This window comes from Flavobacterium melibiosi (assembly GCF_048158545.1).
Lineage (GTDB): Bacteria > Bacteroidota > Bacteroidia > Flavobacteriales > Flavobacteriaceae > Flavobacterium > Flavobacterium melibiosi.
The window spans coordinates 32,513-47,639 of the sequence record NZ_JBLNKU010000010.1; the positions used below are offsets into that span (position 1 = coordinate 32,513).

The window sequence follows — 15,127 nt, forward strand, 5'->3', positions numbered from 1 at the left end:
TTTAACTAAACTCCTCATTTCGGTGAGGAGTTTTATCCATTTTTAATGAAAAATAATGATTTCAAAAAAACAATAGGAAAAATACACTTATGGCTTGGTTTATCTTCGGGCATAATTGTTTTTATAATTGCCATAACGGGCTGTTTATATGCTTTTCAGGAAGAAATACAAAATATCACTGAAGAATATCGTTTTGTAAAAGAACAGGAAAATACTTTTTTACCTCCTTCAAAATTAGCTGTAATTGCTAAAAAAGAACTTCCTGATAAACTGCTCCATGCCATAAAATACAATGAAAAAAATAATGCCGCGGAAGCTGAGTTTTTTCATTATGAACCCACGTATTACTATACCGTCTTTATAAACCCGTATACAGGAAAGGTTTTGAAAACAGTAAACAATAAGGAAGGATTTTTTCCTTTTATTTTAGACGGACATTTCTACCTTTGGTTGCCACACGAAATTGGACAAACAGTTGTGGCATCGGCGACATTAGTATTTCTGGTACTGCTGGTTTCGGGTTTAATTCTTTGGTATCCCAAAAACAAAAATGCAGCAAAACAACGCTTTTGGTTCAAATGGAAAAAAGGAATAAAGTGGAAAAGAAAAAATTACGATTTACATAATATCACCGGTTTTTATGTGCTAATAATTGGAATTATTTTCGCCATTACGGGTTTAGTATGGGGATTTCAATGGTTTGCTGAATCTTATTATAAAGTATCCGGTGGTGAAAAATCATTATTATATGAAGAACCGCTTTCAAAAATAAATACAAAGACAGCAACTACTACAATCGCAAACCCATTGGATAAAATCTGGCTTCAAATGCAAAAAGAATATCCTCAAGCGGAATCCATTGAAATACATCCGCCAGAAAAAGCCACTTCTCCAATAGCTGCCAATGCTAATTCAGACAAAGGAACCTATTGGAAAATAGATTACCGTTATTTTGATCAATACAGCCTTAAAGAAATGAATGTTTCCCATCTGTGGGGCAGACAAAAAGAAGCTAAAATTGCCGATAACCTCATGAAAATGAATTATGACATTCACACAGGAGCAATACTAGGCTTACCCGGAAAAATTTTCGCATTCCTATTTAGTTTACTTATTGCGAGCCTTCCAATATCCGGGTTTTACATTTGGTGGGGACGAAACAAAAAAAAGAAAAATACAACAATTGCTTCTCTTTAAATCAATATAAAAAAGCATAATTGAATAATTTAAAGTAATGGCATTAAACCTTCCAATTATTTTGATATCTAAATAAAATAATTCAAAAAAAATCAATGTGCTTTTTTGAATTAGAATATGCCAGAGAAGCTAAAAAACAATAAAATTTTTCTTTAAATAGGATAAATAATAATTGGTATTATATTATTAATTTTTACATTTGCGCTATTTTTATTTATTCTAAATAACTAATTAAATAAACACACATCCCCTATTAATAAGAACCTTTATAAAAAATTTATGAAAAAGAATCTTTTTATTTCTTTTGCCTTAGTCGCTACTTTATTTGTTAGTGCGCAGCAAAAAAACACACTTTTGGAGCAGTCATTCTGGAAAACAACTCCAGATGTAAATGCGGTTAAAGCTGAAATAGCAAAAGGAAACAGCCCGTCAGCATCGACCCCAAATGCTTTTGACGCAACTGTTATTGCTATTAATAATGATGCGCCTGCGGCTACAATAAAATTCTTACTGGAACAATCTGGAAATGAAGTCACTAAATCAACACACGACAATCGCATTTATTTACATTGGGCCGCTAATAAAGGAAATCTAGAAATAGTAGAATATCTTATAGCTAAAGGATCAGATATAAACTTAGAAGATAGCCAAGGTACAACCCCAATTACATTTGCAGCCAATAGCGGACAAAACAATATCGCTGTTTATGAGGCACTTTTTAAAGCAGGAATAGACCCTAAAAAAAAATACAGAGACGGTCTAAACTTACTGCTTATGGCTATACCATCTGACAAAAACCTTACCCTTTCTAATTATTTTGTTTCTAAAGGATTGTCTCTTGCAGCTGTTGATGACGATGGTAATACTGCCTTTAATTATGCCGCTAGAACGGGTAATGTAGCACTTTTAAAAAACCTATTAGAAAAAGGAGTAAAATACAATGATAATGCGTTAATTGTTGCTGCACAAGGTTCCCGCAGAGAAGCAAATACTTTGGAAACTTATAAATACTTGGTAGAAGAATTAAAACTAAAACCGACAGTAACCAGCAAAACAGGAGAAACTGTACTTCATTTTCTAGTAAGTAAACCAAAACAAACCGAAATCATCAACTACTTTTTGTCCAAAGGAGTAGATGCCAATAAAGCCGATAACGAAGGGAATACTCCATTAATGGTTGCGGCCGGGTCCAGAGAAATTGCTGCATTAGAACTGTTATTGCCAATTGCAAAAAACAACAATCTGCAAAATGGTAAAGGAGAGTCGGCATTAACGATGGCTGTGAAGTCAGGAACTCCTGAAGCAGTAACACTTCTTTTAAGTAAGGGTGCTAACACAAATGTTCAAGACAAAGATGAAAACAACTTAGGATATTACTTAATACAATCGTACAGACCGCAAATGGGTCGTGGCCCGGAAGCTGCTAACGCTCCAAAACAAGATCCTTTTGAGGCTAAAATAAAATTGCTTCAGGATAAAGGATTAAACTTAGCCACTCCTCAAAAAGACGGGAGCACGCTATACCATTTCGCTATAGTTAAAAACGATTTAACTTTGCTAAAGAAAATTACCGATTTAAACATCGATGTAAACGCAAAAAACAAAGATGGTTTAACAGCGTTGCACAAAGCAGCTATGATTTCTAAAGACGATATTATCTTGAAATACCTAGTGTCTATCGGTGCCAAAAAAGAAATCACCACTGATTTTGAAGAAAGCGCATACGCCTTAGCAAAAGAAAATGAGTCTTTAACAAAAAACAACGTATCTCTAGAATTTTTAAAATAGCATTATGAAATCGCCATGATACAAAATCACAAATAATAATGAAGAATGGCGATACCATATTCCTTTAAAAAAACAAATATTATCTACATATGAAATCAATACTAAAATTCGGTCTGACAGCTGTGCTACTATGCCTTTTATCTTTCCAAGCTACCGCACAAACCAGTAAATACAAATGCATGCTCCAAATGTCAAACTACATGGGAGAAGGCGCCTATATTGTAGTTTCACTTGTAAACGCAAAAGGCGAATATGTGAAAACGCTATATGTAATGGGTGACGATAAAAAATGGTACAAAACCCTTAAAGAGTGGCACAAATTCTACTCTAAAAAACCAGAAAACATCAGCGCTAAAACTGGAGCTTCTGTAACTGGAGGTGACCGCAGTATTACAACAATAGAAATTGAAGATGCTAAAATCAACAAAGGGTATAAATTGAGATTTGAAACAGCAGTAGAAGATCATAAATATTACACAGCTGATTTAGAAATTCCGCTCACAACCCAAGGAATTGCTGCAAAAACAGAAGGTAAAGGGTATATTCGCTACGTAAGATTAAACAAAATCTAAATATTGAACTTTTTTATCTGCCAAAATCTGCAAAATCTGCGTGAAAATAGTAGCACGCAGATTTCGCAGATTTTCGCAGATTTTTTTTTAAAATAAATACGCTTAATACAAACTTAGAAAAATATATTTTTGTAAAAAAGCTTAAAATAAAATCCGAAAAGCAAATCTGTTTTATTTTTAACAATCAATAATTCCTAAATACAATTACATCAATGACTCTTTCTTTTTGGCGTTATTCACACTTGGCTTTGGCTATATTTTCTGCAGCATTTTTAGTATTGGCATCGGTAACTGGCGTCATACTTGCAGTCGATGCAATACAAGAGAAAACGCCACCGTACCGAGTAGAAAATTTCGAAAAAATAACACTTGGAGAAACCTTACCTGTACTAAAAAAAGCGTATCCTGAAATAACGGAATTAAGTGTTGACCACAATCAATTTGTTATGCTGCAAGGTATTGATCAGGAAGACAATGACGTCAACACTTACATCGACCCAAGAACTGGAAAAACACTAGGAGAACCCATCAAAAAAAGTGAGTTTATCCAATGGACTACTGCGCTCCATCGCTCTTTATTTCTTAAGGAAACCGGGCGTTTTATTGTGGGCTTTATTTCCTTTTTGTTAGTATTGATTTCCATTTCGGGTTTTGCTTTGATACTCAACCGCCAAAGAAGTCTTCGCAGTTTATTTTCTAAAATTGTAAAAGAAAATTTCGCCCAATATTACCATATTTTTTTAGGCCGATTATCACTGATTCCTATTCTGATAATTGCCCTTTCGGGAACGTATTTAACCTTGGAAAAGTTTAACTTCTTCATCGAAAAAACAGATTCAGAAGAAAAAACCGAAATGGCATCAACCACGCCTGTTTCAAAAAAAAGTACTGCTACTTCTGTTTTTAAAAACACGCTTCTGGCTAATGTTCAAAAAATTGAATTCCCATTTTCAGATGATCCCGAGGAATCTTATATCATTACATTAAAAGACCGAGAAATCGAAGTCAACCAGATTACCGGGGCAATTGTAAGTGAAACTCCTTTTCCGCTGCAAACTTTAGTATCGGACTGGAGTCTTGATTTACATACCGGCCGCAGTAGTATTTTATGGGCTATAATTTTAGGAATAGCGAGTTTAAACATTCTGTTTTTTATCTACTCGGGTTTTGCCATGACGTTAAAACGAAGATCGAGTCGCATTAGAAACAAATACAAACCAGAAGACAGTACATTTATTTTGCTGGTAGGTTCTGAAAATGGCAGTTCATTGCGATTTGCTAATGCTATTCACAAACAATTACTTGCTCACGGAAAAAAAGTTTTTCTTACCGAATTGAATAATTATTCGGTTTATCCAAAAGCAGAACATCTTATCGTATTTACTTCAACCCACGGATTGGGCGATCCTCCTTCTAATGGAAGTAAATTTATAGCACTGGTCAACAAAACCGAACAAAATCAAAAAATTAATGTTTCGGTGGTAGGTTTTGGTTCAAAGGCCTATCCTGATTTTTGTGGTTTTGCGCGTGACATTGATGTCTTATTGGCAAAACAGAGTTGGACTGAACGCTTTTTAGAATTACAAACTGTAAATGACAAATCGGCTGAAGAATTTGTAGGTTGGGTAAAATTATGGAGTGCCAAAACAGGAATTCCTCTTTCGGCTACACCATCATTGTACAATCATGTTCCAAAAGGGTTACAAAAGTTTATGGTACTTGATAAAACTGCCATTTCTGATTCGGAACATACTTTTTTACTCACATTACGAGCTAGTATGAGGGCTAAATTTACTTCGGGCGACCTCTTAGCTATTTATCCTGCAAATGACACACGAGAACGCCTCTACTCTATCGGAAATCATAACGGCAACATACAATTAGTGGTAAAACTACATCCTTCTGGTTTGGGTTCAGGCTATTTATATGATGTTGAACCTGGTTCGATTATAAAAGCAAGAATCCTCAAGAACGCTGCTTTTCATTTCCCGAAAAAAGCATTTAAAGTGGCGCTAATTTCAAATGGAACCGGTATTGCTCCCTTCCTGGGAATGATGGAACAAAATAAGAAAAAGACAGCCATTCATTTGTATTGCGGTTTTCGAAAAGCAACTAAAACTGTTTTAGGGTATGAAAAATTTGCTGCTGAAATGATTCAAAAACAGCAGCTTAAAAGTTTTCATGTGGCTTTATCTCGCGAGGCGAACCATCATTATGTAATGGATTTAATCAAACGAGATGCTGATTTTTTTATAGATTTGCTAACACAAGGAGGCGTTATAATGATTTGCGGTTCGCTTGCCATGCAAAAGGACGTAGAAATTGCACTTGATGCTGTCTGTCTTGCAAGAGCAACTATGGGAATTGCCGACTATAAAGCTAATGGACAAGTGCTGACGGATTGTTATTAAATTCTCTCCCCTCCCGATCCCGAAGCGTCGAGACGGGACGGGACTCTCCGAAGGAGAGGGAGCCGAAACTGGATAAAATTATAAGAAAAAATAATACTTTTTGTGTAAATATTAATGAGTTGCATATTGCTCCGCGTGAGTGATGGCAGTGGAGCTCTTTTTATGAGAGGCTTTTTTTGCCTCTCATAAAAAAGCGGGAACGTAGAGCACGACCCGAAGTTTTTACGGAGGGTCACGCCCAAATTATTTTAACACTGAATTTTATGTCTAGAAAATACTTCTTTTTGCTGATTGCGATACTTTTTGTGAGTCAAGGAAGTTACGCACAAATCTTACGAAAAAGAACCACCTTACTTATGGGTGGTCGATTTGACATTACCATTGTTGCCAAAGATTCATTATCGGCAGAGCAAAACATAGATGCAGTTATTGCCGAAATTACACGAATCGAAAATTTGATATCCGACTGGAAACCGGACTCGCAGGTGTCTGAAGTGAACCAAAATGCGGGTATTCGGCCAGTGAAAGTGGATAAAGAAGTTTTTGAATTAACGCAAAGAGCGATTCGGTTTTCTGAAGTGACCAATGGCGGTTTTGACATCAGTTTTGCAGCAATGGATAAAATCTGGAAATTTGACGGCTCCATGACGGAGATGCCTTCGGCAGAAGCCATTAAGAAATCGGTTGAAAAAGTGGGCTACAAAAATATAATCTTGGATAGTGTACAATCCACCATTTTTCTGAAACTAAAAGGGATGAAAATTGGATTTGGCGCATTAGGAGAGGGTTATGCCACCGATAAATGCCGGGATATGATGCTTGCAAAAGGCATCAAAGCCGGGATTATAAACGGATCAGGAGATATGAGCACTTGGGGAAAACAGCCTAATGGGAAAGCTTGGAATATCGGCATTACAAATCCTTTTCATCCTGAAAAACTTTTAGCTGTTGTACCATTAAAACAAGATGCGGTAACGACTTCGGGCAGCTATGAAAAATTTGTTGTTTTTAATGGCAAACGCTATTCGCATATCATCAATCCAGCAACGGGTTATCCCGCTACAGGATTATGTAGTGTGACCGTTTTTGGACCGAATGCTGAAAAGGCAAACGGTTTGAGTACTTCGTTAATGGTATTAGGAAAAACAGCAGGACTTCTTCTGCTCAACAAATATCCCGATTATAGTTGTTTAATGATTACGGATAATGGAAAAGTGGTGAAATCAAAAAACTTCCGAATCAAAAAATTTAAGGCTCGGCTTTAATTACTTTAATCTTTACACTAAGAAATTAAATAATATTGCCGCTAAGTCACAAAGACACGAAGTAATTAATACCGTTTGTACCTATAAATTAGTCCAACCATTATAGTTTTTAACCATTTAAAACACATCAGATCCTTTAAGTTTGACTATTTTGAATTCATAATGGTATACCTTAAAAATCACTTCTTTGATTTGAAATCTGCGTCTTTGTGCCTTTGTGGCAAAAACAAGCTTCGTATTTTCATACGAATTACACAAATCAAGTATTCCGCTTGAAAATATACAGCACCAAAAGTTATCTCACAGCGCTGACATTTGCATTATTCATTTAACAAAATTTAACATAAAAGATCTTCAAACTCTTTCTAGAGACAGAATTTCAGAATTTGAAGGATCAAAAAAGCAATATTAACAAGAAAAAGACTTGAAACAAATGAAGTTATCTACAAAAAAGTAGTTTTATAAAAATGTAAAAAACTAAAATACAACACGTTAAACACTATTTTTATTTTTATTAATATTTAATCTAAATAAGTTTTGCAAATCCATACTTCGGTTTTATATTTGCATCGTTATTTTTAATTATTCCAAATAAACAATCATGAAATATATTTTACTCCCAACATTAACCCTATTATTTAGTTTGTCCTGTTTAGCACAAGAGTCAGCAAATGCTTCTGATAATAAAAATTATGATGAAACTTTCGATACAGTAAGTGACACTGTAAAAAACAAAAAAAGAGAAGTACTTAAAGAAGTTATTGTTACAGCTAATAAAGAGAAAAAGCCAGTATCTGTATTAAGATCAGGTTTAAAACCAATGGATATACCACAAAGCGTACAGGTTATTGGTGCTGAAATTATTGAGCAACAACAAGCTATTCGTTTAAGCGATGTGATAAAAAATGCCAATGGTGTTTATGTAGGTTCCGCACGTGGTGGAGCTCAAGAGTCATTGTGGTCAAGGGGATATGACATGTCTGCCAACAACATGTTCAAAAATGGTTTTCGTTATAATGCAGGTTCTATCCCAGAAGTATCTTCTTTAGAAAGAGTAGAGTTTCTAAAAGGAGGTTCAGCATTATTATTTGGAAACGTAACTCCTGGAGGAATCTTGAATTTGGTTACTAAAACACCACAATTTACAGAGGGTGGCCAACTATCCATGCAAATGGGAAGCTATGCCTTTTACAAACCAGCGATTGATTTTTACGGACCAATAAACAAATCTATAGCCTATAGATTTAATGCTTCCTACGAAAATTCAGAAAGTTTTAGAGATTTTGTAAAAAACGAACGTATTTACATTAATCCTTCGGTTTTGTTTAAAATTTCAGACAAAACTCAAATTACTGCACAAGGAGATTATTTAAGTGCTGATTGGACACCCGATTTTGGTACAGGAATTTTTGGCAAAACCATTTTAGATATTCCACGCAACACCTATTTTGGAGCGCTGTGGTCAACAGGAAACACCAAATCTGCAAGTGCTTCGATATTGTTTAATCACGATTTTAACTGCAACTGGAAATTAGGCTTCAATTCTTCTTTTCAATCGTACCATAGAACTCAAAAATCAACTGCACAGTTAAACACGATTGATGCCAATGGAAATTGGAAACGTGGTTTAACACAAGCTGATGCTGCCGAAAAAATATTTGCAGATCAATTGAGTTTGCAAGGAACTTTCAATACAGGAAGTATCAAGCACCAAATATTCACAGGAGTAGATTATGAAAATTCTTCTGCACCAAGTTATACGTATGGCTTTTTTGCTACCCCAACAGGTACAACGGCTATTACTACCGAAAGTACTGCAATAAATCTTTTTAATTATGATTATAGCACACAAAGCTTGAATGTGCCATACCCTACTAGAGCAACACAACTAGCTACCACAGATACAGAGCGTTTTGGTGTATATGCGCAAGATTTAATTTCGATTAACAATTATATCAAGGTTCTGGCAGGACTGCGTTGGTCATGGCAAGAAAGTGATGTTACAACCTCCAAAGAAGTAATAGGAAAAGTTAATGGAGTTGACGCTATCACAACTACTCTTGAAAATGCAATCCCTACAACAGGAGTCAAAACCTTAAACAGAGCCTACTCTCCAAAAGCAGGATTGGTAATTCAACCTAATAAAGATTTGTCTTTGTTTGCTAGTTACTCGAACTCCTTTACTCCTAATACTGGAACAACGGTAGATTTAACACCATTAGACCCTTCTATCATAGACCAATATGAAGCTGGTATCAAAAAAGATTTCTGGAAAGGACTATTGAGCACCAATGTAACGGTATATCAAATCCAAAACAGCAATTTGGCTCAAACAGTTCAGTTTGGAGCAGATGGAATTTCGCCAAACGTAAACACCAATTTAAAAGAATTGGTAGGAGGAACAAAAGGAAAAGGAATTGAAATAGATATTACTGCCAGACCAGTTGTAGGTTTGAACATCAATGCTGGATATAGCTTTAATGAAACCAAAATTTCAAAATCTTCAGGAACAAGCGGGAGTCTTGTAGTGGGAGATCTTTTAGCAAGAACTCCAAAACATACCGCCAATTTAAGCTTTTTCTACAAATTGCCTAGCGGGGTATTAAAAGGACTAACTTTTGGAGCTATCGGAAATTATATTGGCGACCGAACAGGAGGTTGGAATGACCGTTATGTATGGACAGAAAACAAACCTGTTACTACTCCAAAAACATATACTGTTACTATCGAAGACCGAGATATTCCACTAGAAGGTTACACCACCTTTGATGCTTCTGTAGGTTACGATTGGGAAAAAGTATCGATCTTGTGCAAAGTATCTAACATTACTGATGAATTGAACTATACCGTTCATGAAAATTACAGTGTGAACCCAATTGCGCCACGTCAAGTAATGGTAAGCTTAAAATACAAGCTATAATATAAAATTTTCAGCTTAGTTTAATTTTTTTAAGACTTTTTCTGCCTCTTTCATTTTTTTGAAAAGCAGAAAAAGTTTTTGATTTTGTTTCGTTAAAAACACACCAACTTACTATAAAAAAATCCGTGTTCACACGGATTTTTCATTTATACAAAAAGATCTATTTATTAAAAAAAAAAATAAAACTGTAAAAAAATTTAATTGAATTCAATTCCGTTATTTTCGAGTATTTCAAAAAGGGTACTATTTTGTTTCGGATCATATTTCTCAATACCACTTTGATACCATTTCTCTATCATATCGATTTGATGTAAAGTATACCCATCAGCATCTATAGGTATCCCAAGTAAACCTGCTATAAGAAAATCTTCCAAAACTTTATCAGTAACAATACGCTGGGGAATTCCATCACTAATATATCCGTTCATTCTTTCATAATCCGATCTACCAGAATTAAACCCAGCAATAAAAGCATCATTTTTTTTTACGCTTTTAAATTGCTGAAATGGGTTCAAACCAATCGAATATCCTTCAACATAATCTTGTCTATAAGCTGGACTAAATATTTTTTTCATTTCTTTATTAATGTGGTATTTGACAATTATTCATCAAACATATTAACAATATATCAGTAAATACACAAAAATCGTTTAAAGGAAGAAATACTCTTTAAATCGCAATATTAGTGACGTTTATCGATAAAATATTATAGTATAACTACCACAAAATCTCATGGATGGTTTTTAGGAAATAGATTGTATTTCTTTTCTTATCACAAGAAATGTTTTTACACGTTTAATTTTAAATGACTATTTCACTAGTTTTGAAACAACCATTAATTATTTACATAAAAAATTATGCCAACACCTATTTCAGAATGTCTATACTGTCAAAACAATGATTAATGATAAAAATTTGTGATTTAGAAGTGTCTCAACTATACATATTTAAAGAACAATCCTATTTAGGTCGCTGTAATGTAGTCTATAAAGATCCTATTATAAATTGAGCGATGAACAACATAATGCCTACATGCGTGATGTAGCAACGGTGGGAAAAGCAATTGCAACAGCATTTAATCCAACCAAAATTAACTATGGAGCTTATAGTGATACATTATCTCATCTACACATGCACATTGTTCCAAAATACAAAGATGGATATGGCTTTGGAAGTGTTTTTGAAATGAATCCACAAAAAACACTTCTATCTGATGCCGAATATAACGAGGTCATAGAAAAAATAAAAGCTGGATTATAACAAATGGAAATTATTTAAATTAGATTTCACTTGCAGTGGTTTTTAAGATTAACACCAATATTTGCCTTATCTTTTTATGTTATATTTGTAAAACTCTTGATTACAAAATAGATAAATGTTTACATTGCTTTTAATAAAATTAAATGAATAAATTAATACTCTTAATTGGAGCTTTATTATTAGCTGTTACATCTTGTTCAGAAAATAAAACTGAAATCCCAACTAAAGAAAAGCCATTGCTCAAAACAATACAAGAGATTAACCCCTCAAATGGCACTACGACTACATTTACCTATGAAGGAGATAAAATCACTCAGGCTTCAGCTGGTCTTTACATGGGAGTTTATAAAATTATTTATACCTACACAGGAGATTTAATTACCCAGGAAGATGGTTATATAAATAATGTACTTTATGTTAGTACCGAATATACGTATGAAAATAGCAAGCTAAAAACTGTTATTTATAAAGAAACAAATAGTGGAACTATTTCCCTGGCGATGAATCTAAATAAATTAGTTTACACATATGTGTCTGAAAATAGTGTAGATATTGATATCTATACTTATTCTAACAATAATTGGGAGTTAAGAACACCTTTTAGTAAAGTGAAAATTTATTTTAGTGGTGGAAACATTACAAAAAGAGAACAATTCACTGCTAATGGAGGAGTTTCATCTATTGTTTACGAATATGACAATAGCCCTAATATCTATAAAAACATAATGGGATTCGATAAATTATTTTTCACAAGTTCTTTTACAAATACTTTTAATAGGCATTTTAACATTCAAGATATTAGTAACACTAACAATATAATACATACCGAATCAGACCACTATAAATACAATTATAATTCAGATGGCTTTCCAGTAGAAAAGCGCAGTTATTATACTGATACTGTTTATCTTGTCGAAAAAATATATTCTTATTATTAATATTCCATTAAATGTAAAATCCCAATCCTGAAATTTCAGAATTGGGATTTTTATATTTCAAAAAGAATCCAATTTTTATTTCAGTCCAGCCAAACTATGTTCGATGGTTTCAATTTTAGATAAAGCATCTGCTTCTTTTTGTCTTTCGTTTGTCAAAACTTTCTCAGGCGCACCAGCCACAAATTTCTCGTTTGCCAGTTTGTTTTGAACTGATTTCAAGAAACCTTGCGTATACACCAACTCCGCATTTAGTTTTGCAATTTCTTCGGCAACGTTTATATTTCCGGTAATTGGAATGAAATACTCATTCGATTTTACTCTAAACGACAACGCACCATCCACTTTATCCGAAACATATGCTAACGAAGTTATGTTTCCTAATTTAGTCACAACCGAATCAAAATAGGTCGAAACTTTATCATTATTCACAATTTTCAATTCAATCGTGTCTTTGAACGGAATATTTTTGTCTTTACGAATCGTTCTTATTCCAGAAATCACTTCAATTGTGTTTTCGAAATCAACAATTAAACCCGCATTAAAAGGTTTTATTTCCGGCCAAGAGGAAACGATTAACGCTTCTTCCGTAGTTCTTTCGGCAAGAATTTGCCAAATTTCCTCCGTCAAGAACGGCATAAACGGATGCAATAATTTCATGTTATTTTCAAGCATTTCTTTCGCTTTCTCCAACGTCACGCTATCAATTGGCTGTTGGTATGCCGGTTTTATCATTTCCAGAAACCAAGAACAGAAATCATCCCAAACCAATTTATAAATTCCCATTAAAGCATCGGAAATTCTATATTTTTCAAAATTATCTTCAATTTCCAAAAGTGTTTGTTGCAATTTGGCTTCATACCATTCAATCGCCACTTTTGAAGATTCCGGTTGCGGAATTGCATCCGAAACTTCCCATCCTTTTATCAGTTTGAAGGCATTCCAAATTTTATTGGTAAACGCTTTTCCTTGGTTGCACAACTCTTCGTCAAACATGATGTCATTTCCTGCAGAAGCGCTCAAAAGCAACCCTACACGAACACCATCGGCGCCAAATTTCTCGATTAAATCCAAAGGATCAGGAGAATTCCCTAATGATTTAGACATTTTACGTCTTTGTTTGTCACGAACCAAACCAGTCAAATACACATTTGTAAATGGTTTTTTACCCGTATATTCATAACCCGCAATAATCATTCTCGCTACCCAGAAAAACAAAATATCCGGACCCGTTACTAAATCATTGGTTGGATAATAGTATTTGAAATCTTCGCTTTCAGGATCCATAATTCCGCCAAAAACGGACATTGGCCACAGCCAAGAAGAAAACCAAGTATCTAAAGCATCAACATCCTGAGTTAAGTCTGAAATTGTAAGTTGTAAGTTGTTGGTTCTTTTTTTAGCCAAAACTAAAGCTTCTTCAATGTTTTCAGCAACTACAAAATCTTCTTTTCCGTCCCCATAGAAATACGCAGGAATTTGTTGTCCCCACCATAATTGACGGGAAATATTCCAATCGCGAATATTATTTAACCAATGTGCATACGTATTATTAAAACGTGCTGGATGCAATTTAATTTCGCCATCTACTAAAACAGATTTAATAGCCGGTTTTACCAAATCTTCCATTTTCAGGAACCATTGGTCTGATAAACGAGGCTCGATAACTGCTTTGGTTCTTTCAGAAGTTCCTACTTTATTCAAGTGAATTTCTGTTTTGGCCAAAGCGCCAATCGTTTCTAATTCTTTGGCAATTGCCTCACGAACTACAAAACGATCTTGTCCTTGATACTGCAATCCAAAACTATTCAAAGTCGCATCTTCGTTGAAAATATCAATAATCTCCAAATTATGCTTCTCCCCTAGCGTTTTGTCATTCATATCGTGGGCAGGAGTTACTTTCAAACAACCCGTTCCAAATTCGATATCAACATATTCATCTTCAATAATAGGAATCACTCTTCCGCAAATAGGCACAATCGCTTTTTTACCTTTCAAATGAGCAAAACGTTCGTCATTTGGATTAATACAAATCGCTGTATCTCCAAAAATAGTTTCCGGACGTGTGGTTGCAATCGTCAGGAAGTCTTCACTTCCTTCGATTTTATATTTTAAGAAATATAATTTTCCTTGTTGTTCTTCGTAAATTACTTCTTCGTCTGACAAAGTAGTTTTCGCTTCGGGATCCCAGTTTACCATTCGGTACCCTCTATAAATCAAACCTTTGTTGTATAAATCTACAAAAGAACGAATTACCGATGCTGACATATCAGGATCCATCGTAAACTTGGTTCTTTCCCAATCACAAGAAGCCCCTAGTTTTTTCAATTGATCCAGAATTACTCCTCCATATTTATCAGTCCATTCCCAAGCATGCGCCAAAAATTCTTCGCGCGTTAAATCATTTTTATTGATTCCTTCTGCTTTTAATTTCGCTACAACTTTAGCTTCAGTAGCTATCGAAGCATGGTCTGTTCCAGGAACCCAACAGGCGTTGAACCCTTTAAGACGCGCTCTTCTAATTAATACATCTTGAATGGTATTGTTCAACATGTGCCCCATGTGTAAAACCCCGGTAACATTGGGTGGTGGAATTACAATGGTATATGGCGTTCTATGGTCTGGCTCCGAATGGAAATAATTATTCTTCATCCAGTAGTCATACCACTTATTCTCAATAGTTTTGGCGTCAAATTGTGCAGGAATTGTCATAAAAAGCAACTGTTAAAACCAAAATTAAACTTTGGTCTGATATTTGTAATTCTAATTGGGAACAAAA

General features: G+C 34.5%; 10 protein-coding genes. 8 read left to right on the forward strand and 2 right to left on the reverse strand.

From position 1 onward, the window contains the following. Positions 1 to 45 precede the first annotated feature (45 nt). The 6 genes from ACM55F_RS12730 (at position 46) to ACM55F_RS12755 (ending at position 10,153) form a co-directional block, all read left to right on the forward strand. Positions 46 to 1,197 carry a PepSY-associated TM helix domain-containing protein gene (locus ACM55F_RS12730; RefSeq protein ID WP_416854176.1) on the forward strand — a complete coding sequence of 384 codons (1,152 nt, stop codon included), beginning with the start codon at positions 46 to 48 and terminating at the stop codon, positions 1,195 to 1,197. Positions 1,198 to 1,476: 279 nt separating this feature from the next. Beyond that, a complete protein-coding gene (locus ACM55F_RS12735) occupies positions 1,477 to 2,985 on the forward strand; it encodes an ankyrin repeat domain-containing protein (RefSeq protein ID WP_416854177.1) in 1,509 nt (502 codons plus the stop codon). Between the two features lie 89 nt (positions 2,986 to 3,074). Continuing rightward, positions 3,075 to 3,557 (forward strand): DUF2271 domain-containing protein, encoded by a 483-nt coding sequence (locus ACM55F_RS12740; RefSeq protein WP_416854178.1) that lies wholly within the window; start codon positions 3,075 to 3,077, stop codon positions 3,555 to 3,557. Between the two features lie 212 nt (positions 3,558 to 3,769). Then, complete coding sequence (locus ACM55F_RS12745; protein ID WP_416854179.1) at positions 3,770 to 5,968, forward strand: PepSY domain-containing protein; 2,199 nt, start codon at positions 3,770 to 3,772, stop codon at positions 5,966 to 5,968. Positions 5,969 to 6,231: 263 nt separating this feature from the next. Then, entirely contained in the window at positions 6,232 to 7,233 is a 1,002-nt protein-coding gene (locus ACM55F_RS12750; protein WP_416854180.1) for an FAD:protein FMN transferase, read from the forward strand. Between the two features lie 601 nt (positions 7,234 to 7,834). Continuing rightward, on the forward strand, positions 7,835 to 10,153 hold the full coding sequence (locus ACM55F_RS12755) for a TonB-dependent siderophore receptor (RefSeq protein WP_416854181.1): 2,319 nt from the start codon (positions 7,835 to 7,837) through the stop codon (positions 10,151 to 10,153). A gap of 197 nt (positions 10,154 to 10,350) precedes the next feature. On the opposite strand, the gene ACM55F_RS12760 is transcribed toward ACM55F_RS12755, so the two are convergent. Continuing rightward, positions 10,351 to 10,728 carry a hypothetical protein gene (locus ACM55F_RS12760; protein ID WP_416854182.1) on the reverse strand — a complete coding sequence of 126 codons (378 nt, stop codon included), beginning with the start codon at positions 10,726 to 10,728 and terminating at the stop codon, positions 10,351 to 10,353. A 430-nt stretch (positions 10,729 to 11,158) separates the two neighbouring features. Here ACM55F_RS12760 and ACM55F_RS12765 point away from each other — a divergent pair, with 430 nt between their 5' ends. Both ACM55F_RS12765 and ACM55F_RS12770 read left to right on the forward strand, forming a co-directional pair. After that, a complete protein-coding gene (locus ACM55F_RS12765; protein ID WP_416854183.1) occupies positions 11,159 to 11,413 on the forward strand; it encodes an HIT family protein in 255 nt (84 codons plus the stop codon). A gap of 143 nt (positions 11,414 to 11,556) precedes the next feature. Next, on the forward strand, positions 11,557 to 12,351 hold the full coding sequence (locus ACM55F_RS12770) for a hypothetical protein (protein ID WP_416854184.1): 795 nt from the start codon (positions 11,557 to 11,559) through the stop codon (positions 12,349 to 12,351). A 75-nt stretch (positions 12,352 to 12,426) separates the two neighbouring features. Here the strand turns inward: ACM55F_RS12770 and ACM55F_RS12775 are convergent, their stop codons facing one another. Further along, on the reverse strand, positions 12,427 to 15,060 hold the full coding sequence (locus ACM55F_RS12775) for a valine--tRNA ligase (RefSeq protein WP_416854185.1): 2,634 nt from the start codon (positions 15,058 to 15,060) through the stop codon (positions 12,427 to 12,429). Positions 15,061 to 15,127: the final 67 nt, after the last annotated feature.